Raw genomic sequence first — 23,235 nt, 5'->3', positions numbered from 1 at the left:
GCGATCATCCTCGGTTCGCTGGTCGGTCGCTGCGGTGGTACGGGCCGGGCCACGCCCGGCTCCCCGGAGCCGGGTCACGCCCCACCTCCCTCTTCCTCGGCGAGCAGGGCGCGCAGCTGCGACTCGATCTCCTCGTCGGAGAGGTCGTCGAGGCCAGCCGCCTCGTCGTCCGCCAGGTCCCGGCCCACCGCCTCGATCCGGTCGTCGGCCCTCAGCTCGCCGGGGTCGGCCAGCACGGCGACCGTGTGCGCCACGGTGGGGCTGTCGAAGAAGCCCCGCAGGTTCAGCTCCACCCCGAACCGGCTGCGGATCTTCGCGCCGATCTGCACCGCGGCCAGCGAGTGCCCGCCGAGGGCGAAGAAATCGTCGTGGACGCCGACCCGGTCCAGCCCGAGGACGTCCTGCCAGATCGCGGCCACGGCCCGTTCGACGTCGGTGGCCGGCGCCACGTACGGGGTGTCCAGGTCGGGCCGCGGGTGGGTGCCCCGGGGCGGGGCGAGCTGTTCGACCTCACCGGCGAGCAGCGCCGGGGTGATCGAGGCGGCCAGCCGGCGCAGCCGGGCGAGGTCCCGGCCGGTCACCACCACCTGCTCGGGCAGCACCGGCGCGGTGAGTAGCCGGTCGAAGGCGGCCGTCGCCTCGGCGGCGGTCATCCCCTCGCTGAGCCGGTGCAGGGTGCCGGCGGTGGCCTCCGCCGGGTCCGGTCCGGCGGCGGCGACGGCGCCCCGGTCGACCTGTTCCAGCAGGCCGTCGATGTCGTTGATCCGCTTGATGGTGAAGTCGACGACGCGGACCAGCAGCTCCCCCTCGGGGGAGAGCAGCTCCATGCTGACGGTCAGGGTCTCCCCCGAGTCGCCGGCCTCGGCGACCTCGACATGGCAGTGGATCACCCGGGTCAGCGGGGCGAAGACCCGCAGGCTGCGGTAGGTGAACGGCAGGTAGAAGACGTCCCGGGCGCGGATGCGGGCGGAGGCGCCGGCCACGTCGAGCAGCGCCGGGTGCAGCGGGTAGCGCGCCAGGTCGTCGGCGAACTCCTCGGCCAGTTCGAGGGTGACCATCAGCCGCCGGAGGCCGACCTCGATCCGGCGCAGGCAGCGCCAGCGCGGGCCGAACGAGAACCGCAGCCGGCCGCCCTGCTCGACCAGGTCGAGCTTGAGCCGGCGCTTCAGCTCGTCCTCGGTCTCGATCACCTCGGTCACCGCGCAGCCGCGGCGCAGCTCCGCCAGGTCGCGGGTGGGCTCGGGGGTCCGCTCGTGGAAGGACACCGTGCCGCTGGCGTGCTCCTGCCAGCGGGCCGCGTCCCCGTCGCCCCTGCTCTGCACGCTGAACCGCAGCTGCCCGTCCCGCTCCTCGACGGTGGTGTACAGCTCGCGGGTCACGCCATCGGGCACGATCACCGGCAGCGTGAAGAGCACGTCGTGCAGCTCGACCACCCGGCTGGCGGCCTGCTCGGCCACCGCCGCGGTGACCAGCTCGAGGTACGTCGTACCGGGGACCAGGCCGTGCCCCATGATCCGGTGTTCGTCGACGATCCAGCTGTCGGCGGTGCTCAGCGTGGTGGCGTACGTCCGGGACCGGTCGGTCGTGGTGGCCAGCCGGTGCAGCAGCGGGTGCCCGGTCAGCGGGGTGCCGCCGTGCAGCCGCTCGACCAGGCCGGCGGCCATGCCGGTGTGGCGCCAGGTGTCCCAGGCGACCGCGGTCACCGGCGCTCCCGTGCTGGCGCGCCGCCACTGGGCGAAGACGTCCAGGAAGGCGTTGGCCGCGCAGTAGTCGCTCTGCCCGGGGCCGCCCAGCAGCCCGGTCAACGAGGAGCAGAGCAGCAGGAAGTCCAGCTGATCGCTGTCGCAGACCGCGTCGAGGTGGAGAGTGCCGACGGTCTTGGCGGCGAGCACGTCGGCGACGTCCTGTGCGGACTTGACCGCGATCAGGCCCCGGGACGGCAGCCCGGCCGCGTGGATCACGCCGTGCAGGCCGCCGCCGCCGGCCGCGCGCAGCCGGTCGACCGCGCCGGCCAGAGCGTCCCGGTCGGTGACGTCGGCAGTCAGCACGATCACCCGGGCGCCCCGCTCGCGGAGCCGCGCCAGGCGGCGGATCCGTCGGCTGGTCTCGTCGTGCTCCCCGTGCCCGGCCAGCCAGTCCGTCCAGTCCTGCTCGGCCGGGAAGGCGGTGCGGCTGAGCAGCCCGAGCACCGGGGCGTGGACCGCGCCGGCGATCTGCTCGGCCAGGGCCAGGCCGACCCCGCCGAGTCCACCGGTGATCAGGTAGACGCCGCCGGGGCGCAGCCGGCTGCCCTCCCCCGCCGGCCGGATCGCCTCGAAGTCGCGTACCCACCAGTGCCGGCCGCGCAGGGCCAGCTCCCGTTCCGGGGCCGGCGCGGCCAGCCGGGCCAGGACCGTCGCGACGGCGCCGGGCCGGGCGGAGGCCGCGCCCGAGGCGGCGAGGTCGGCGCCGGTCAGGTCCAGCACCCGGCAGGTGACGTCCGGAACCTCCTGGGGGATGACTGTGGTGGCGCCGAGCAGGGGGGCGTTCTCCGGCTGCAGTTCCTCGTCGCCGGTCACGCCGAACAGGCCCCGGGTGAGCACGTCGATCTCCACCGGGCCCGCCGGCTGCACGTCCCCGATCGCCTGCGCCAGGGCCAGCAGGCTGTCGAGGCCCACCCGGCGGGCCCGCTCGATGCGGGCGGTGTCCAGGTCCGCGCCCGGCTCCGCGGCGAGGCTCCACAGGTGCACCAGCCGGATCGTGCGGGGGCCGTCCGCCTCCAGCGACTTGAGCAGGCCCGCGTACTGGTCGCGGCTGGTCGGTTCCAGCGACCAGGACCGCTCGCCGGTCTCCCGCAGCTCGTCGCCGGCGTCGACGCGCAGCACATCGGCGCCGGCCAGCCGCCCGGCCAGCGCCGCCCCGAACGGCAGCTCGGTGCCGAGCAGCACCCAGCGGGGTTCGCGCGGCGCCGTCGCGTCGGCGGCGGCGAGCGGCGGGCCGAGCCGCCGCCAGCCGGGTACGTGCAACCACGGTGCGTCCGCCCCGGCGGCCGGGGCTGGCCGGGCGGAGCGGGCCGGGCCGGTCTCCGGGTGGATCCAGTAGCGCCGCCGCTGGAAGGCGTACGTGGGCAGGCGCACCGGCCGGCGTGGCGCGTCACCCTCGTAGGCCGCCCAGTCCACCGGCACGCCGGCGGCCCACAGCTCACCCAGCCCGGCCAGCAGGTACTCCTGGTCGTCGCGCCGCTCGTCCGGGTGCCGGACCGAGCCAACCACGGTTCGCCGCTCGTGCCAGGCCCGGTGCTGGCGCACGAAGTTCCGCAGCGTCTGGCCTGGCCCCACCTCCAGCAGCACCAGTTCCTCGTCGGCGAGCAGCACGTCCAGGGCGTCGGCGAAGCGGACCGGCGCCCGCAGGTGCCGGCCCCAGTACGCCGGGTCGGTGGCCTGCTCGTCGGTGATCCAGGCGCCGGTGACGTTGGAGAGGAACGGGATCGCCGGCGGCCGCAGCGCGACCTGCCGCACCACCTCGACGAAGGGCGCCACGGCGGCGTCCATGCCGGGCGAGTGGAACGCGTGCGAGGTGCGCAGCCGGCGGTGCGCCACCCCGGCCGCCGCCAACCGCCGCGCCAGCCCGTCCACGGCGGGCGTCGGACCGGCCAGCACGCACAGGCCGGTAGAGTTCACCGCGGCCAGGCACAGCTGGTCGGTCAGCCAGCCGGTCACCTCGGCCTCGGGCAGGAACACCGCCAGCATCGACCCGGACGGCATCGACTGCACCAGCCGGCCCCGGGCCGCCACCAGCGCCACCGCGTCCTCAAGCGAGAACACCCCGGCCAGGCAGGCGGCCACGTACTCGCCGACGCTGTGCCCGACCATCGCCGCGGGGCGGACACCCCAGGACAGCCACAGCCGGGCCAGCGCGTACTCGACCAGGAACAGCACCGGTTGGGTGACCGCGGTCCGGGCCAGGGCGCGCGCCGCCTCGCCGGTGTCGTCGTCGGCCGCGAACAACGCCGTCCGGAGGTCCTCCCCGAGGTGCGCGGCGAACAGCTCGGCACACCGGTCCAGCTCGACGGCGAACACCGGCTCCGAGCGGTAGAGGTCTCGGGCCATGCCGACGTACTGCGCGCCCTGGCCGGGAAAGAGGAACGCCACCGGGGCGTCCCGTCCGGCCAGCGTGCCGCCGCCCGCGTCGGCGGCCCGGCGGAGCGCGCCGACCAGTTCGGCGGCGTCCCGGCCGACCACCGCCGTACGGTGCTCGAACGCCCGGCGCCGGCGGGCCAGGGTGTACGCGACGTCGTCGAGATCCAGCTCAGGCCGGGCGGCCAGGTGCTCGGCGAGCCGCCCGGCCGCCTCGGCCAGCGCCGGCGCGGAGCGGGCCGACAGCGGCAGCACCCGGGGCGCGGCCGGGCCGGTGGCCTGCCGGGGGGTGGCCGGCGGGGCTGGCGCCTCCTCCAGGATCACGTGCACGTTGCTGCCGCCGATGCCGAAGGAGCTGACCCCCGCCCGCCGCGGCGCCGCCTGCCGGGGCCAGGGCCGCAGCTCGGTGTTGACGTAGAACGGGCTGGCCGGCAGGGCCAGCTCCGGGTTGGCCCGGGTGTGGTGCAGGGTCGCCGGGATCAGTCCGTGCTTGACCGCCAGCACCGCCTTGATCAGGCTGGTGACACCCGCCGCCGCATCCAGGTGGCCGACGTTGCTCTTGACCGAGCCCAGCGCGCAGTAGCCGACCCGGTCGGTGTGCTTGCGGTACGCCCGCGTCAACGCGGTGACCTCGATGGGGTCACCGAGCGCGGTGCCGGTACCGTGGGCCTCCACGTAGCCGATGCTGTCCGGTTCCACCTCGGCCACCGCGAGCGCCTCGGCGATCACCTGGGCCTGGCCGTCCACGCTGGGCGCGGTGTAGCCGACCTTCGTCGACCCGTCGTTGTTGACCGCGGTGCCGCGGATCACCGCGTCCACCGGATCCCCGGCCGCCCGGGCGTCGGCCATCCGGCGCAGCACCACCACCCCGGCACCGTTGCCCGGCACGGTCCCCCGCGCCTCGGCGTCGAAGGCCCGGCAGCGCCCGTCCGGGGAGAGGATCCCGCCCTGCTCGTGCAGGTAGCCCTCGCGCAGCGGCACGCTGACCGAGACCCCGCCGGCAAGCGCGAGGTCGCACTCGCCGTTGAGCAGGCTCTGCACCGCCAGGTGCACCGCGGTCAGCGAGGTGGAGCAGGCGGTCTGCACGGTCATGCTGGGCCCGGTCAGGTTGAGCTTGTAGGAGACCCGGGTGGCCAGGAAGTCCTTGTCGCTGGAGATCAGCGTCTGGTAGCTGCCGGCCGCGTCGACGGCCCGCTGGTTGCCGAGCAGGTTGAACAGCAGGTACGAGTTTAGGCTCGCGCCGGCGAAGACACCGATCCGCCCGGCGAAGGTCTGCGGGTCGTACCCGGCCGACTCCAGCGCGGTCCAGACGCACTCCAGGAAGACCCGGTGCTGCGGGTCGAGCACCTCGGCCTCCCGGGGGTGGAAGCCGAAGAAGCCCGCGTCGAAGAGGTCAGCGTCGTCGAGGACCCCCTTGGCCCTCACGTAGTTGTCCCGCGCGATCAGCTCGGGGTCGATCCCGCCGCCCACCAGCTCCTCGTCGGAGAGGTGGACGATCCCCTCCCGACCGGCGACCAGGTTGGCCCAGAACGCCTCCACATCGGCGGCACCGGGGAAACGCCCGGCCATGCCGATGACGGCGACCTGGTTCGGGTCCTCGGCTGCGTCTGACACGTGCCTCACCTACCGTTCAGGCCCGCGACCGGCGGGCGGCGGCCTGTTGACGTCGATTCAGGGACTGCCGGCGGTGCCCCGCGCGGTCCTCGGCACCGGCCAGCAGGTCGGCGGTGGCGCCAGGCCGGTCGAGGTAGCCGGCCAGCGCACCGACGGTGGGGAACTGGAAGAGTTCGACCAGGGTCACGTCCCGGCCGGCCGCCTCGGCCAGCCGGGCCCGCGCCTCGGCCATCAGCAGCGAGTGGCCGCCCAGTTCGAAGAAGTTGTCGTCCACCCCGATCTGGTCCACCCCGAGCAGTTCCCGCCAGATGCCGGCGATGGTGCGCTCCAACTGGTTGCGCGGGGCCACGTACGGGCTGCCAGGCTGCGGGCGGGCCAGGTCCGGCTCGGGCAGCGCCCGGCGGTCCACCTTGCCGTTGGGGGTGAGCGGCAAGGTCGACAACGTGGTGAAGGCCGACGGCACCATGTACTCCGGCAGCCGCTCCCGCAGCCGCGCGACCAACTCGCCGGTGTCCGGAACGGCCGGCCCGACCAGGTACGCCACCAGCCGGACGTCTCCGGCGTGCGTCCAGGGCACCACGACCGCCTCGCCGACCCCGTCGCAGGCGGTCAACGCCGCCTCGATCTCGCCGAGTTCGATCCGGAAGCCACGCAGCTTCACCTGGTGGTCGAGGCGGCCCAGGTATTCGATCGCCCCGTCGATACGGATCCGGCCCAGGTCGCCGGTGCGGTACAGCCGGGCCGGTGGCCGGTCGGCGTCCCGGTCCTCCGCCGGGCCGTCGGTGGAGGCGGCTCCGGCCGCCGGACCGGTCGAGGGCCAGTCGGCGGCGAAGGGGTCGGGCACGAACCGCTCGGCGGTGAGTTCGGGGCGGTTCAGGTAGCCGAGCGCCACGTTGACCCCGCCGATGTGCAGCTCACCGGGAACCCCGGGCGGGACGGGCGCCAGGAACCGGTCCAGCACGTACACCTGGGTGTTGGCGATCGGGCGGCCGATCGGAACCGGGCCGGGGTCCTCGCGACGGCAGGCCCAGGCGGTGACGTCGATGGCCGCCTCGGTGGGGCCGTACAGGTTGTGCAGCTCGGCGCCGGAGCGGGCGAAGAAGCGGTCCCGCAGCTCCGGGGAGAGCGCCTCGCCGCTGCAGATCACCCGGCGCAGGCTGGTGCAGTCCGCCACGTCCGGCTCGCGCAGGAACGCCTGGAGCATGGACGGGACGAAATGCACGGTGGTGACCTGCTCGGCCCGGATCGTCTCGACCAGGTAGCGGCCGTCGCGGTGACCGCCGGGCCGTGCCACCACCAGGGTCGCGCCGGTCATCAGCGGCCAGAAGAACTCCCACACCGAGACGTCGAACGAGTACGGCGTCTTCTGCAGCACCCGGTCGTCGGGGCCGAGACGGTAGGTGTCCTGCATCCACAGCAGCCGGTTACGGATCCCGGCGAAGGTATTCGGCACGCCCTTGGGCTGGCCGGTTGAGCCGGAGGTGTAGATGACGTACGCGACGTCGGCGCCCCGGACCGGGGTGGCCGGCCCGTCGTCGACGGGGTCGGTGGGCTGGTCGAGCAGCTCGTCGGCGTACCAGAGCGGCCCGTCCCAGGAAAGTCTGCCGGCCAGCGCCCGCTGAGTGAGGACCACCGCCGGGTCGGCGTCGCCGAGCATGAGCGCCACCCTTCTGGCCGGCAGCTCCGGGTCGATCGGGACGTACGCGCCACCGGCCTGCCAGATCGCCAGCAGGCTGACCACCAGCTCGACCGAGCGCTCCAGCACCAGGCCGACCAGCACGCCGGGGCCGACCCCGGCGCCGCGCAGTCGCCGGGCCAGCCCGTTGGCCCGGCTCAGCAGCTCGCCGTAGCTCACCGTCCGGTCGGCGAAGCGCAGCGCGGGCAGCGCCGGCGTACGGCGGGCCTGGGCCACGATCTGCTCGTGCACCCAGCCGGTGCCGGGCCACCACCGGTCCTCGCCGCGGGACAGGGCCAGCACCTGGCGCCGCTCGTCGGCGTCCAACAGCGCCAGTTCGTCGATCGGGGTGTCGGGACGATCGATCACCAGCTCGACCAGCCGCCGGAAGTGCTCGGCCAACCGGGCGATGGTGCTGTCCTCGAAGAGGTCCCGGTCGTACTCGAACCAGCCACTCAGGCCGCCGCCCCGATTGAAGAACTGCAGCTCCAGGTCGAAGCGGGCGCCCTCGGCGCGCAGCGGCAACCGTTCGAACTCCACGCCGGCCAGGGCAAGCGTGGGCAGCGGGTCGCTCTGGTAGGAGAGCCCCACCTGGAACACCGGCGGGCGGCTCAGGTCCCGGGCCGGCTTGAGCGCCTCGACCACCTTCTCGAACGGCACCCGCTGGTGGGCGTAGCCGCCCAGGCAGGCGTCCCGGACCCGGTGCAGCAGCTCGGCGAAGCCCGGGTCGCCGGTGAGGTCCACCCGGACCGGCAGGGTGTTGACGAAGAAGCCGATCAGGGGCTCCACCTCGGCCCGGTCCCGGTTAGCCATCGGCACGCCGATCACCACGTCGTCCTGGCCGCTGTAGCGGCGCAACAGCACACCGAAGACGGCCAGCAGCGCCATGTAGGTGGTGGCGCCGTGCCGCTTGCCCAACCCGCCGAGCGCACTGAGCACCGGCTCGGCCAGCTCGAACGGGTGGGCGGCGCCGCGGAAGCCCTGCACGGCCGGGCGGGGCCGGTCGGTGGGCAGGTCGAGCACGGCCGGCGCCCCGGCCAGGTGCCGCCGCCACCAGACGAGGTCGGCCGCGAGGTCCTCCCGGCTCAGCCAGTCCCGCTGCCACACGGCGTAGTCGCCATACTGGACGCGCAGCTCGGGCAGGTCGGGCCGCTCGCCGGCGACCAGGGCGGCGTACCGGGTGGAAAGTTCACCCAGCAACACCCCGACCGACCAGCCGTCGGAGACGAGATGGTGCATCGCGACGCCGAGCACGCAGTCGTCGGCGCCCAGCCGGAGCAGGACCAGCCGCAGCAGCGGGCCGGTGGTGAGCTCGAACGGCTCGCGCAGCGCGGCGGCAACGCGATCGGCCAGCTCGTCGCCGTCGAATGCGGTGCCGCCCAGGTCCACCTCGGGCAGGGCGATCTCCAGCGCGGGGCGGACGACCTGCACCGGCCGTCCGTCCCGCAGCTCGAACGTGGTCCGCAGCGACTCGTGCCGCGCGACGATGCCGTTGACCGCCTGCCGCAGCAGCGCGGTGTCCAGCGGGCCACGGATGCGGACCGCGGCCGGGATCAGGTAGGCCGGGTTGCCGGGCCGCAGCTGTTCCAGGAACCAGATGCCCTGCTGCATCACGGAGATCGGGAAGACCTGTTCCCCCCGGTCGGGCGGCGCCTGTCCCCGCTCCCGCAACAGCTTGGCGAAGAGCGCCCGCTTCTCCGGGGACAGGGCGGCGAGCCGCGCGTCGAGATCCGTCATCGCCCCTCCTCATCCAGCACGGCCCGGGCCTGCTCGTCGGAGAGGCCCTCCAGCTCGGCGAGGAGTTCCGCCGCCACGTCGGCGAAACGCTCGACCCGCCCGATCCCGGCGTCCGTCGGGTCGTCGTCGCCGCTGGCCGGCAGCCGGCTGATGATCTGGTCGGTGAGGGTGCGCAGGGTGGCGCCCTCCAGGAAGACCGCGATGGACAGGGAGACCCCGAGCTGGCGCTCGATCTCGTTCTTCAGCTCCACCGCCATGAGCGAGTCCAGGCCCAGGTCGAACAGCGCCTGGTCCAGCCCGACCGCCGCGGATCCGGCGCCAAGGGTGGCCGCGACGCTGCGCACCAGCTGCTCGGTGAGGACGTCGGCCCGCTGGTCGGCCGGAAGGGCCAGCAGCTGCGCCCGGGTGGACAGCAGGCTGGCCCGGGGGCCGCGGCGGGCCGGGCGGACCGGTCCGTCGCCGCGCAGCAGCGGGGCGAGCAGCGCCGAGCCGGAGACCTCCGCGTAACGGCGGCCCCACTCGGCCCAGTCGACCGGGACCACCGCGACCTGCGCCTCGTCATGGTGCAGCAGCCGGTGGAAGACGCGCAGCGCCTGGCCGGGACGGAGCACGCCCATGCCCTTGCTGAGCCCGGGGGTGGCTTCCGCGCCCCGGGCGGCCAGGCCGACCCCGTCCCAGATGCCCCAGTTGATGCTGAGGCCGGGCAGGCCGGCGGCGCGGCGCTGGTCGGCCAGGTTGTCGAGGACGGCGTTGGCGGCCGCGTACCCGGCGACGAACGGGGAGCTGAGCACGGCGCTGGTCGAGGAGAACAGGACGAAGAAGTCCAGTTCCCGGTCGGCGAAGAGCCGGTGCAGCACCCACGCGCCGACCGCCTTGGGCAGCAGGGGACGTTCCAGGTCGGCCTGGTCCAGCTCCAGCAGCGGCGCGACCTCCCCGGTGCCGGCCGCGTGCACGACGCCCCGGATCGCCGGCCAGCCCTGGCGGTCGTACCGGGTCAGGAAGGCTCGCATGGCCGCCTCGTCGGCGACGTCGGCGGACTCCAGGTGCACGCTGGCGCCGAGTGCCTGCAGTTCCCGGACGGCGGCGAGCCGCGGCGCGACCGGGTCGTCGGCGGGCAGGTCGGCCCACCGATCACGCGGCGGGAGCGCGGTCCGGCCGAGCAGCACCAGCCGGCGGGCACCGGCCCGCACCATCGACCGGGCCACCGCCAGGCCCAGACCGCCGAGGCCGCCCGTGATCAGGTAGCTGGCGTCCGGACGCCACGGCCCGTCGGCCGCCCCCACCTCCGGCAACGCCTCGCGGACCAGCCGGGCCACGAACCGTTGGTCGCCGTGCAACGCCACCTGGTCCTCGGCGTCGCCGCCGATCAGCTCGCCGGCCAGCCGGTCGGCCAGCAGCGCCGGCGGGGCCTGCGGGTCGAGGTCGATCAGGCCGCCCCAGAGGGCGGAGTGCTCCTGCTGCAACGACCGCCCCAGACCCCAGAGCGCCGAAGCGGCGAGCGGACCCGGCTCCGGGGCGGTGGCGGTTCCGGCGGTCGTACGCACCGCGCCCCGGGTGACCAGCCAGAGCCGGACCGACTCCGGGCCCTGCGCCCGGGCCAGCGCCTGCGCGGCGTAGACGGCGCTGAGGCTGCCCCGCTCGTGCCCCCGCAGCAGCGCCGCCGCGCCGCCGTCGTCGGCCGTCCCGGCGTCGCCGTCGAGGCTCCACAGGTGCAGCACCCGGACGTCGCCGCCGTCGAGCTTCAGCTCGTCGACGAGCCGGCTCAGGTCCGCCGGCCCGTCGATGCGGACCTCGGCCGCGGTGCCGCCGTCGAAGCGGTACGCCGGGCCGGGCACCACCCGGACGGCCCGGTCCCCGCGCGCGGCCAGCGCGTCGGCGACACCGGTGCCGACGCCACCGCGGTCGGCCAGCACCAGCCAGGTCCGGGCCGCCGCCGGCTCGTCCTCAGCCGGGGCGGGAGCCTCCGCCGGCTGCCAGTCGAGGCGGTAGAGCAGGTCGTCGTCGGCGTACTCGTCGGGGGTGTCGTCGGCACCGGTGGCCTCACTACCGGCGTCCGGGGCGCGGTACGACCGGCCGGCGCGGCGCGGCTCCGGCCAGCAGTGGGTCGGCTCGAACGGGTACGTCGGCAGCGGCACCCGGTTACGCCGGTAGTCCCGGTCGAAGCCCCGCCAGTCCAGGTTCACCCCGGCGGCGTAGAGCCGGGCGACCGTGCCGAGCAGCACCGTCCAGTCGTCGTGCTTGGGGCGCAGGCTCGGCGCCAGCAGAGTCTCCCCGGCCGGCAGGTTGTCGCTGATCATGCCGAGCAGGGTGGGTGCCGGTCCCATCTCGACGAAGGTGCGGTAGCCCAGTTCGCGCAGGGTGTCGACGCTGGCGGCGAAGCGCACCGGCTGGCGGGCGTGCCGGCACCAGTAGTCGGCGTCCGGAGCCGTGTCCCACGGCCACAGCTCGCCGGTCAGGTTGGCCACCAGGGGGATGCGCGGCGAGCTGAAGGTCACCGCCTCGGCCGCCTTCCGCAGGCCGGGCAGGATCGGCTCGATCAGCGGCGAGTGCGACGAGGTGGTGATGTGCAGTTGCTTCGTCTTCACCGCGCGCCGGTCGAACTCGGCGCAGATCTCGGCCAGCGCCGCCCGTTCGCCCGATATGGAGGTGGTGCCGGGGCCGTTCACCGCCGCGACGGAGACCCGCTCGGCGTACGGGGCGATGACCTCGGTGACCTCGGCCTCGGGGGCGAAGACAGCCACCATCGCGCCGTTCCCGGCCAGCTCCCACATCAGCCGGCCCCGCTCGACGACCAACCGCAGCCCGTCCTCCAGGCTCATCATGCCGGCCACGCAGGCCGCCACGTACTCACCGAAGCTGTGCCCGAGCACCGCGACCGGTTCCACCCCCCAGGAGCGCCAGAGCTGGGCCATGGCGTACTGCACGGCGAAGAGGGCTGGCTGGGAGTAGGTGGTGCGGTAGATCAGGTCGGAGGCGGGGTCGGCCGGGTAGAGCACGTCCAGCAGCGGCACGTCCAGCAGCGGTCGCAGGATCTCGTCGCAGTGGTCGATCACCTGCCGGAAGGTGGGCTGGGTGTCGTACAGGGTACGGGCCATGCCGACCCGTTGCGGGCCCTGGCCGGTGAAGAGGAACACCACCTCGTCGCGGCCGGCCTCGCCGACCACCGGCAGGTCGCCGGGGAGCCCGTCGACGAAGTCGGCGAGTTGGTCGGCGATCTCCTGGCGGGTGCCGCCGACGGCGGCCAGCCGGTGGGTAAAGTGGGCCCGGCCGGTGCCGGCCGAGTGGCAGATGTCCGCCACCGGGGTGACGGCGTCCTCGGTCAGCCGCCGCTGGTAGCGCTTGGCCAGCTCCAGCAGACTGCCCGGAGTCTTGGCGGACAGCGGCAGCACGGAGCGCGGCCGCTGCGGCGTGGGCTCAGCGGCGGTGGCCGGCGGCTCCGGCGCGGCCTGCAGAATCAGGTGCGCGTTGGTGCCGCTGAAGCCGAAGCTGCTCACCCCGGCGATCGGCCGTTCGGCCACCGCCGGCCACTCGGTGAGCGCGGTCGGCACGGCGAACGTGGTGCCGGCGAAGGAGAGGTGCGGGTTCAGCTCGGTGAAGTGCACGTTCGGCGGGATCGCCCCGCGGTGCAGGGCCAGCACCACCTTGATCAGCCCGGCGATGCCGGAGGCGGCCTCAGCGTGCCCGATGTTGGTCTTGCCGGAGCCGAGGTAGAACGGCGTGCCCTGCTCGCGGCCGTAGACCTCGGCCAGCGCCTCGACCTCGATCGGGTCGCCGAGGGTGGTGCCGGTGCCGTGGGCCTCCACGTAGGAGACCTGCCCGGCGTCAACCCCGCTGGCCGCCAGTGCCCGGCGCAGCACGTCCCGCTGGGCCACCCCGTTCGGGGCGGTCACCCCGGAACTGCGGCCGTCCTGGTTCACCGCGCCGCCCCGGACCACCGCGAGCACCCGGTCGCCGTCGCGGACCGCGTCGGAGAGGCGCTTGAGCACGACGATGCCGCAGCCCTCGCTGCGCACGTAGCCGTTGGCCCGGACGTCGAAGGTCTTGCACCGGCCGTCCGGCGCGACCATGCCGGGGAACTGGGAGAAGGCCACGCTGGGCAGCGGGGACAGCACCACGTTGACCCCGCCGCCGAGCGCCAGATCGCACTCGCCGGCGCGCAGGCTCTGCACCGCCATATGCACCGACACCAGCGATGACGAGCAGGCGGTGTCCACCGCCACGCTCGGGCCGCGGAAGTCGAAGACGTACGAGATCCGGCCGGTCACCACGCTGTGCGCGGTGCCCGTGCTGGCATACGCGGTGATGTCGGCCAGGCCGGGGAAGTTCTCGGTGGCGAAGTCGTTGCTGCACACCCCGAGGAACACCCCGGTGCGGCTGCCGGCGAGGGCGGGCGGTGCCTGCCCGGAGTCCTCCAGTGCCTCCCAGGAGACCTCCAGCGCCAGGCGCTGCTGCGGGTCCATGGCCAGCGCCTCGCGGCGGGAGATGCCGAAGAACTCGTGGTCGAACCGGTCGACCCGGTCCAGGAAGCCGCCCCAGCGGGTTCGCATCTTTCCGGGCTGCTGCGGTTCGGGGTCATAGAACTCGTCGACCGGCCAGCGGTCGGCCGGGATCTCGCCGACCGCGTCCACCCCGTCGCGCAGGATCCGCCAGAAGCTCTCCGCGTCGACCGCGCCGCCCGGGAACCGCAGCCCCATGCCGACGATCGCGACCGGCTCGGTCCGACTGCGCTCGTGCTCCGCGAGCTGGCGCTGCATCCGCTCCAGCTGGAGGTAGGCGCGCTTGAGGGTGGAGGTGGCTGCCTGCGCCTGCTGCCCGGTGGTCATCCCTGCGGCCCTTCGTCGATCTGGGTGAGCTTGGCCAGCAGGAGCGCCTCGACGTCGTCGTCGGAGAGCTGCTCCAGCTCGGTGGCCAGTTCGTCGTCCGCCGTGGTCGGTGGTTCGTCGTCGCCGCCGGCGGTGGCCGCCTCGACGGTGGCGGGGGTGGATCCGTCGGCCGCCAGCGGGATGTCCATCCGTTCGGCGAGGAAGGGGACCAGCGAATCGATGGTGGGGTACTGCCACGCGAGGGTGGCGGAGAGCTCCACGTCCAGCGAGACCTCCAGCCGCTTGCGCAGTTCGAGGGACATCAGCGAGTCGAAGCCGAGGTCGGCCAGCGGCGCGGTCACGTCGACCCGGGCCGGGTCGACCTTGAGCACTCGCGCCACCTCCGCGCAGACGTGCCGGGTGAGCAGGGTGCGCCGGCGGCGGCCCGGTTCGACGGCGAGCAGTCCCCGACGTACCTCGCCGGATCGGTGCCGGTCCCCGCCCGCGCCGGCGTCCCCCGCGACCAGCGTGGCCAGCAGCGCCGGGACCAGCCCGGCGGCGGCCGCAGCGCGGAGCCGGTCGTGCTCCAGGGGCAGCACGCCGGCCTGGGCGGTGGGGGTACGCACCAGTCGGTCCAGCGCCTCGATGCCGTCGCGGGGGTGGATGCTGGCGATGCCCTGCCCGGCGAACTGGCCGCCCCGGTCGGGGCGGGCGGCCAGACCGGCTTCCGACCACGGTCCCCAGTTGATGCTCAGCGCGACCCGGCCCTGCGCCCGGCGGTGGTGTGCCAGGGCGTCGAGGAACGCGTTGGCGGTGGCGTAGTTGGCCTGGCCCGGGGAGCCCAGCAGCGCGGCGGCCGAGGAGAAGAGGACGAAGAAGTCCAGTTCCCGGTCGAGGGTGGCCCGGTGCAGGTGCCAGGCACCGTCCACCTTGGGCGCGGCGACGGCGCGGAACCGGGCCCGGTCGAGCTGACGCATCAGCCCGTCGTCGAGGACGCCGGCGGCGTGTACGACCCCGGCCAGTGGCGGCAGGTCCCGGTCGATCGCGGCCAGCACGGCGGCGACCTCGTCGTAGCGGGCGATGTCGGCCTGCCGGATCTGGACGTCGACCCCGCGTCCGATCAGCTCCGCGAGGACCCGCTCGGCCGCCGCCGAGGGCCGGCTGCGCCCGACCAGCACCAGGTGCCGGGCGCCCCGGTCGGCCAGCCAGCGGGCGGTCTCCAGGCCGAGGGCGCCGAGGCCACCGGTGATCAGGTACGTGGCGGCCGGCCGGACCGGGACCTGCCCCGGCGGCAGGGCGGCGACCTCCCGCGAGTCCGGCCGCAGCACGATCTTGCCGGTGTGCCGGGCCTGCGCCATCAGGCCGAACGCCTCCGCCGCCCGGCCGTACTCGATCGGGGTGACCGGCAGGGCGGTGAACTCGCCGCTGTCGAAGCCGCGGAGCACCTCGGCGAAGAGGCGGGCGATCAGCTTCGGCCGCTCGGCGAAGACGCGTTCCAGGTCGACGGCGAGGAACGACCGGTTGTGCCGCAGCGCCTGCAGGCCGAGGTGACGGTCGGCGTAGATGTCCTGCTTGCCGATCTCGACGAACCGCCCGTTCGGGGCGAGCAGGCCAAGGCTGCGGGTTAGCGCCGCACCGGTGAGCGAGTTGAGCACGACGTCCACGCCCCGGCCGTCGGTCAGCGCGGCCACCTCGTCGGCGAAGCGCAGCGACCGGGAGTCCATCACGTGCTTGACCCCGAGCCGGCGCAACAGGTCACGCTTCTCCTCGCTGCCCGCGGTGGCCAGTACCTCCGCCCCGTTGCGGCGGGCCACCTGGAGGGCGGCCAGCCCGACGCCGCCGGTCGCCGAGTGGATCAGCACGGTGTCGCCCGCGCCGAGGTGACCCAGGTACTCCAGGCCGTAGACCACGGTGAGGAAGGCGATCGGCACGGCGGCCGCCTGCTCGTCGGTAAGCCCGTCGGGGATGCGGGCGACCAGCTCGGCCAAGGTGGTGGTGTAGGCGGCCATGCTCGACGGGGCGACCGCCATCACCCGGTCGCCGACCCGCAGGCCGGTAACCCCCTCGCCGAGGGCGGTGATCCGGCCGGCGCACTCGCCGCCCAGCGGGGCGATGCCCTTGGGTACGCCGGGGCAGATCTCCATCGCCTTGAGGACGTCGTTGAAGTTGAGCCCGGCGGCGGTGACCTCGATCTGCACCTGACCGGGGCCGGGCGGGGTGCGTTCCCAGAGCACCGGGGTCAGGCTGCCCAGGTGTCCCTGGACGGAAAGGATCCGGTAGTTGCCGTCGGCGGCCCGGTCGAACGGGTGCAGCCGCCGGTCGGCGTCGGTCGGGGCGGGCGGCTGCCAGGGACCCAGCCGGGGGGTGTAGCGGCGGCCGTCCCGCAGGGCCACCTGCTCCCCGCCGCGCCGGTGCAGCAGCTCGTCGACAAGGCCGGCGAGGTTGTGCCCCCCGTCGACCGGATCGAGGTCGACGAGGGTGGGGCGCAGCTCGCCGTGTTCCAGGGCGGCCACCCGGCCCAGCCCCCAGAGGCCGGCCTGGGCCGGGTCCGGCCCGCCGGTGCCGGCGGCCGGCAGCTGTGCTCCGCGGGTGACCAGCACCAACCGCGGCGGCTGGCCGGCGGCCCGGTCGAGGGCCTGGACCAGGTGCAGGGCGGCAACCGGGCCGAGCAGCTCGACCCGGTCGAGCTGGGGGTCCCGCCCGCCGGCCGGGGCGGCCGTGCCGGTGTCGTCCGGCGGGCCGGGAACCGGGTCGGCAGGCCGCTCGGTGAGGACCGCGTCGAGGCTCCACGCGTGCACCACCCCGGCGCACGGCTCGGGCCGGGCCGCCCGCAGCTCGGTCAGGAGCGCGGCGAAGTCGGCGGGGCGGGCCGGATCGATCTCGTACCGGTCCGGGGCCACCTGCCGGTAGGCGTCGCCGGGTGCGACGGTCACCGCGGCCACTCCCCGGCCGGCCAGCTCGGCCCGCAGGCCCGCGCCGACCGGGTCGGCGCCGGCCAGCAGCAGCCACCAGCCGGTGGCGGCGTCGGTCTCCGCCGCCGGGCCGGACGCCTCCTGCCAGCGCAGGTCCAGCAGGGACCCGGCGACCGGGTCGGCCGCGCCGGAGCCGGCCAGCAGCCGCAGTCCGATGCCGGCGATCTCCCCCACCGGCTTGCCGGTTGCGTCGTGGAGCAGCACCCGGGCCCCGGTGATGTCCGGCGCTCCGATCTCCGCGCCGTCGACCGTCGCGTGCGCCCAGCGGGGTACGACCGGCCCGGCGGCGAGGCGGAAGCGGGCCACCCCGACGGGCAGGTACGTCCCGGTCGCGTCGCCGCCGTTCAGGGCTGCGGCGAGCACCTGCAGGCAGCTGTCCAGCAGGGCGGGGTGGACCAGGTACGGGTCCCGGTCCCCGGTCAGCTCGACCGGGTCGCGCAGCTCGGCGACCGCCTCGTGCCCGGCCCGCCAGAGCGCGGCGATGCCTCGGAAGGCGGGGCCGTAGCGCAGCCCGGCGCGGTCCAGCCGGGCGTAGTACGCGGCGGTGTCGACCGGCTCGGCGCAGCGGGTGCGTACCGCGTCCAGCGGCTCGGCGGTCGGGCCGCCGATCGGTTCGTCGCCGGCGGTGCCGTACCGGCCGCGGGCCACCTCGCTCCAGCTCGCGTCCGGCCCGGCCGGGCGGCTGTAGACGCGCAGCGTGCCGCCGGCACCGGTCTCCGGCAGCAGGACGAGCTGGAGGGTGTCCCCCTCGGCCAGTTCACCGACCACGGTGACCCTGGTGAGCGCGAGCCGTTCCACCACCGCCGTCGGGTCGTCCAGCAGCCGCCGGGTGGCCGACAGGGCGGCGTCAAGCAGCAGGCTGGCCGGCAGGACCGGGGTGTCCTCGACGACGTGGTCGCGCAGCCAGCCAAAGCCCGCGAGGTCGATCCGGGCGGTGAAGTGGTGGCCGCCCGGCTCGGCGGCGGAGGGCACGTACGTCTCCAGCACGGGGTGCCCCCGCCGGCCGGTGCGGCGCGAGCGCGGGAACTCGTCGGTGATCCAGTGCCGCTCCCGCTGCCAGGCGTACGCCGGCAGCGGCACCATTGGGACGGTCGGGCCGTGCATCCGGCGCCAGTCGACGGGGTGGCCAGCGGTATAGAGGCGGCCCAGTTCGCCGAGCATGCTGGCGTGGCCGGCCTCGTCGCGGCGCAGTGAGGCGACGACGACGGCGTCGCGTTGCTGGCGGGCGATCCGTTCGGTGACCGGCTCGCCGAGCACGGGGTGCGGTGAGATCTCCACGAAGACGTCGTGCCCGGCGTCCAGCAGGCCGGTGACCGCCTCGTCGAAGAGGACGGGTTCCCGCAGGTTGGTGGCCCAGTACCCGGCGTCCAGGGCGGTGCCGTCGATGGGTCGGGCGGTGACCGTGGAGACGATCGGCACGGTGGCTGGCGTGGGCTTGAGCCCCTCCAGCAGGGCACGCAGTTCGGCGCGCAGCGGCTCCATCTGGACGCTGTGCGAGGCGTAGTCGACCGATTCGAGCAGCCGGCAGAAGATCCCGTCGGCCTGGAGCGTCTCGGCGAGGGCGGCCAGTGCCGAACCATCGCCGGAGAGCACGGTGGACTCCGGTCCGTTGCTGGCGGCCACCGAGACGGCGTCGCCGCCGTGCGTGCCGAGCAGCCGTCGGGTGCGGTCCAGCGGAAGCCCGACCACGGCCATCCGACCGTTGCCGATGGCTGCCCGGATGACCCGGCCGCGCTGCCGGGCAACCCGCATCGCGTCGCGGATGCCGAGCACGCCGGCCACCTGGGCCGCGGCCACTTCGCCGACGCTGTGCCCCACCACGGCGTCCGGCTCGATCCCCCAGGAGCGCCAGAGCGCGGCGAGGGCGATCTGCACGGCGGTCAGCGCCGGCTGCGCCACCGCTGGGTCGCTCAGCACCTGCTCGTCGGTCCGGTCGGTGACCAGGTCGAGCAGGGACCAGTCGACGTACTGCCGCAGCGCCCGGTCGCACTGCGCCAGACTGTCCCGGAAGGCTGGTACGGCGAGCAGGTCGGCGCTGAGCGGCCACCATCGCGGGCCCTGCCCGGAGAACATGAAGACGGTCCTTGGGCGGCGGCCGACCCGCCGGCCGCCCCAGGACAGGCCGGCCCGCTCCTCGCCCGCCGCGTACGCCGCGAGCGCGTCGCGCAGCTGCCCGGGTGAGCCGCCGACGCAGGCCAGCCGCTGCTCGTGGTGGCTGCGGCGGACGGCGGCGGCGGCGCAGACGGCGGCCAGGTCGGCGGCGGCGTCCGGCGCGGCCAGCCGGGCCGCGTAGCGGGCCGCCAGCTCACGCAGCGACTCCGGGGTACGGGCCGAGACGGTGAGCAGGTGGGGTGCGGCCGGCGCGGAACCACCGGCGGGGGTCCCGGCGACGGCCGGTTCGCCGTCGATGGGGCGGTGACCGTCGGCACCGGTGAAGCCGTTGGCTAGCGGCGTGGCCGCTGCCGGATCCCGCCGGGTGTCCCGGGGCGCCTCGCCGAGGACCAGGTGCGCGTTGGTCCCGCCGAAGCCGAAGGAGCTGACTCCCGCCACCGCCGGCGTTTCGCCGGTAGGCCACGGCTGGCGGGTGTCGACCACCCGCAGGCCGAGTTGCCCGAACGGGATGTGCGGGTTCGGCTGCCGGTAGTGCAGGCTCGGCGGGATCTCCCGGTGGCGCAGGATCAGCGCCGTCTTGATCAGGCCGGCGATGCCGGCGGCGGACTCGAGGTGTCCGAGGTTGGACTTGACCGAGCCGATGAGCAGGGGCCGTCGCGGGTCCCGGCCGGCGCAGGCCACGGCGGCCAGGGCCCGGGCCTCGATCGGGTCGCCGAGCAGGGTGCCGGTGCCGTGCGCCTCGACGTAGCCGACCTGCGCCGGCGGCACGCCGGCCCGCTCGTACGCGCGGCGCAGCACCTCCTGCTGGGCGTGCGGGTTCGGCGCCATCAGCCCGTTGGTCCGGCCGTCCTGGTTGACCGCTCCGCCCAGGATCACCGCGTAAATCGGGTCGGCGTCGGCAACCGCGGCGGACAGCGGCTTGAGGACGACCACGCCGGCGCCCTCGGCCCGGACGTAGCCGTCGGCCCGGGCGTCGAAGGCCTTGCAGCGCCCGTCGGCGGCCATCGCGCCGGCCTTGCTGAAGTTGATCGCCAGGGCGGGCGAGAGGACGACGTTGACGCCGCCGGCGACGGCCAGCGTGCAGTCGCCCCGGGCGAGGCTGGCCACCGCCTGGTGGACCGCCACCAGCGAGGCGGAGCAGGCGGTGTCGACCGCGATGCTCGGACCTCGCAGGTCGAACAGATAGGACAGGCGGTTCGCTGCGATGCTGAAGGCGTTGCCGGTGCCGGTGTACGCGTCGACCCGGTCCAGGTCCGCCAGGGTCAACTGCCCGTAGTCGTTGGTGGCGATGCCGATGAAGACGCCGGTGGCGGAGCTGGCCAGGTCCTCGGCGACGATGCCGGCGTCCTCCAGCGCCTCCCAGGTCACCTCGGCGAGGAGTCGCTGCTGCGGATCCATCCGGGCGGCCTCCCGGGCGGATATGCCGAAGAAGTGCGGGTCGAACCGGTCGATCCGATCCAGGAAGCCACCCCAGCGGGTGGTGGTCCGCCCCGGAACGTCCGGGTCGTCGGTGTGCAACTCCTCGACGTCCCACCGGTCGGCGGGCACCTCGCGGATCGCATCCCGGCCCTCGGTCAGCAGCTGCCAGAAGCTCTCTGGGCCGTCCACCCCGCCGGGCAGGCGGCAGCCGATGCCGATGACGGCGACCGGTTCGGCCCGCCCCGCCGGCTCGCTCGCGGTCCCTGCTGCCCGGCCGGCGGGGCCGGGCAGCCGCTGCGCGGCGGCAGCCCGCGGGGCGGTGGTCGGGACCGGGCCGGCGGGGTCGGCGTCGGGGGCGGCCGGGCCGGTGGGAGCCGCACCGGACGGCGGGGCGCCGAGGAACCCGACGAGCGCGTCGATCGTGGGGTACTCCCAGATCAGCGTCGCGGGAAGTTCCCGGCCGAGCCAGCGTTCCACCTCGCCGACCATCCCGACCATGTCCACCGACTGCAGGCCGTACGTGGCGATGGGCCGGGTCGGGTCCACCGCCGACGGGTCGACCTTCAGCCGTGCGGCCAGCTCCTCGATCAGGCGCCGTTCGATCTCTGCCCGCCCGGCGGTTCCGGGCGGGGCGGTGCTGGTCGCGCTCGCCGGGCCGGACTTCTCCGCGACCGCCCGTGCGCCGGTGGCGATCCGCTCCGGGTCGGCCGCGCTCCAGTTGGCCAACGTCTCCAGTCCGCCGTCGAGGAACGCCTGCCGGGCGGCGCGCCGTTGCAGCTTGCCGCTGGAGGTCTTCGGGACGCCGCCCTGCTTGATCAGGACCACGTCGTGCACCTGGAGCCCGTGCTCCTGGGCGACGGCGCCCCGGATGGCGGCAATGACCTGCTCCGGGTCGAACCGGGACCGGTTGCCGCCAACCTCGTGGATCACGACGAGCCGCTCCTCGCCGTCGACCTCCACCGAGCAGGCCACCCCGCAACCGGGCCGCAGGTGCGGGTCGCTGCGCTCGACGGTGAACTCGATATCGCTGGGGTAGTGGTTCCGGCCGGCGATGATGATCAGGTCCTTGTGCCGACCGGTCACGAAGAGTTCCCCGTGTTCGTCGACGAACCCGAGGTCTCCGGTGCGCAGGAACGGCCCGGCGCCCGTGCCGGCGATCCGCGCCCGGAAGGTCTGCTCGCTCTCCTGCGGACGCTGCCAGTAGCCCTGGGCCACGCTGGCCCCACTGAACCAGATCTCCCCGACGTGCCCGGCCGGCAGCCGCTCGCCGGTCTCCGGGTCCACGATGGCCAGGTCGTGGTCCGCGGCGACCGACCCGCAACTCACCAGGGTCCGGCTCTCCTCGTCGGGGCCGGCCTCGACGGCCCGGCGGTGGGTGAGGTCGGCCGCGCGCAACCGCCGGATGTCGGGCTCGATCCCCGCCAGGCCGCCGGAGACGAAGAGGGTCGCCTCGGCGAGGCCGTAGCAGGGATAGAAGGCGCTGCGCCGGAACCCGCTGGGCGCGAACGCCTCGGCGAACCGGTCGATGGTCTCGGCCCGCACCGGCTCGGCTCCGCTGAACGCCAGCCGCCAGCTGCTCAGGTCTAGTGCCGCGCGCTCCTCCGGCGTCGTCTTGGCCACGCAGAGCTCGTAGCCGAAGTTGGGGCTGCCGCTGAGCGTGCCCCGGTACGTCGAGATGGCCTGCAGCCACCGCAGGGGTCGCTTGAGGAACGCCGTCGGCGACATGAACGTCGCGGAGAAGCCTGCGTAGAGGGGCTGCAGCATGGCACCGATCAGCCCCATGTCGTGGTATGGCGGGAGCCAGCTGACCAGCCTGGTGTCCTCGACGTCGGTCACGAAGCGCTGGTTGGTCACCGCCAGGTTGGCCAGCAGGTTGCCGTGGCTGAGCACCACCCCTTTCGGTCGGCCGGTGGAGCCGGAGGTGTACTGCAGGAAGGCGATGTCGTCGCCGCCGAGGTCGGGTTCGCGCCACCGGTCGGCGGCGGCCTGGTCGACCCGGTCCACGGCCTGCCAGACCAGCGTGCCCAGTACGGGGGCGAGCGCGGTGATCTGACCGGCCATCGCGGTGATCTCCGCCGGGGCCAGCACGATGGCTGGTTGCGCGTCCTCGATCACGCCGATCAGCCGCGGCAGGGTCCGCTTGAGCAGCACCGGGTTCGGCGGATACACCGGCACCGCGATCACCCGGGCGTAGAGGCAGCCGAGGAACGCGGCGAGATAGTCCAGCCCCGGGGGGCAGACGATGAGCGCCCGGTCACCTTCGCCCACCCGATCCCGCAGGGTGGCCGCGATGGCCCGTGCCCGTCGATCCATGTCGGCGTTGGAAATGACGAGTTCGGCGTCCTCGCCGTCAATCAGGAATCGGTATGTGAACGCATCCGGATCGGCCAGGAGAACGGTACGGAACCGGTCGACGAGCGTCGCCGCTTTGGGCGACCGGGCAACCAGCCCGGCCGGCACCCGCACCGATCCCGTTGGGCCGGCCGCTCCCTTGAGTGCATTGTCTCGCCCTGGCACCGACATGCTAACCACCTGGTTCGCTCCGACGTTGTCCACGGGATCAGCAGGGTCCGAAGCGACGAAGAACTGGCGCCGCATTCACACCGTGGGAGGACGCACGGAACCCGCCCCCAATGCCACGAAGTGGACTACATCAACTCCCGCAGATGACGGTACCGGCGGCAGCGCTTGGCGGAACACCCCTATCCATTGCTCAACACACCCCTATGGAATGGCGACCGCTAAACGACACCTGTCGCACTTCTTCCATGCGGAAGCGGCCTCGCGGT

Annotated in this window: 4 protein-coding genes and 2 pseudogenes; all 6 read right to left on the bottom strand. The window is 74.5% G+C overall.

Features of this window, described 5'->3' with window-relative positions; genetic code table 11:
• Positions 1-74: 74 nt before the first annotated feature.
• The 6 genes and pseudogenes from EFE23_RS05155 to EFE23_RS05140 all read right to left on the bottom strand — a co-directional run bounded on the left by EFE23_RS05155 (position 75) and on the right by EFE23_RS05140 (position 22,969).
• Complete coding sequence (locus EFE23_RS05155; RefSeq protein WP_123239725.1) at positions 75-5,729, bottom strand: type I polyketide synthase; 5,655 nt, start codon at positions 5,727-5,729, stop codon at positions 75-77.
• Positions 5,730-5,745: 16 nt separating this feature from the next.
• Positions 5,746-6,078, bottom strand: a complete 333-nt coding sequence (locus tag EFE23_RS29710; protein WP_439650830.1) for a phosphopantetheine-binding protein — start codon at positions 6,076-6,078, stop codon at positions 5,746-5,748.
• A pseudogene (locus EFE23_RS29705) lies at positions 6,067-7,641 on the bottom strand (amino acid adenylation domain-containing protein); the annotation flags it as partial. The pseudogene EFE23_RS29705 and the gene EFE23_RS29710, both read right to left, overlap by 12 nt.
• Positions 7,642-7,716: 75 nt before the next feature.
• Positions 7,717-9,141 (bottom strand): annotated as a pseudogene (locus EFE23_RS29700) (condensation domain-containing protein); the annotation flags it as partial.
• A complete protein-coding gene (locus EFE23_RS05145; protein ID WP_123239723.1) occupies positions 9,138-13,964 on the bottom strand; it encodes a type I polyketide synthase in 4,827 nt (1,608 codons plus the stop codon). The pseudogene EFE23_RS29700 and the gene EFE23_RS05145, both read right to left, overlap by 4 nt.
• A complete protein-coding gene (locus EFE23_RS05140) occupies positions 13,961-22,969 on the bottom strand; it encodes a type I polyketide synthase (RefSeq protein WP_123239722.1) in 9,009 nt (3,002 codons plus the stop codon). Before EFE23_RS05140 ends, EFE23_RS05145 begins: the two co-directional genes overlap by 4 nt.
• Between the last annotated feature and the right edge of the window lie 266 nt (positions 22,970-23,235).

The organism is Micromonospora solifontis, assembly GCF_003725545.1.
GTDB lineage: Bacteria > Actinomycetota > Actinomycetes > Mycobacteriales > Micromonosporaceae > Micromonospora > Micromonospora solifontis.
This window is presented reverse-complemented; position numbering and strand designations above follow the sequence as displayed.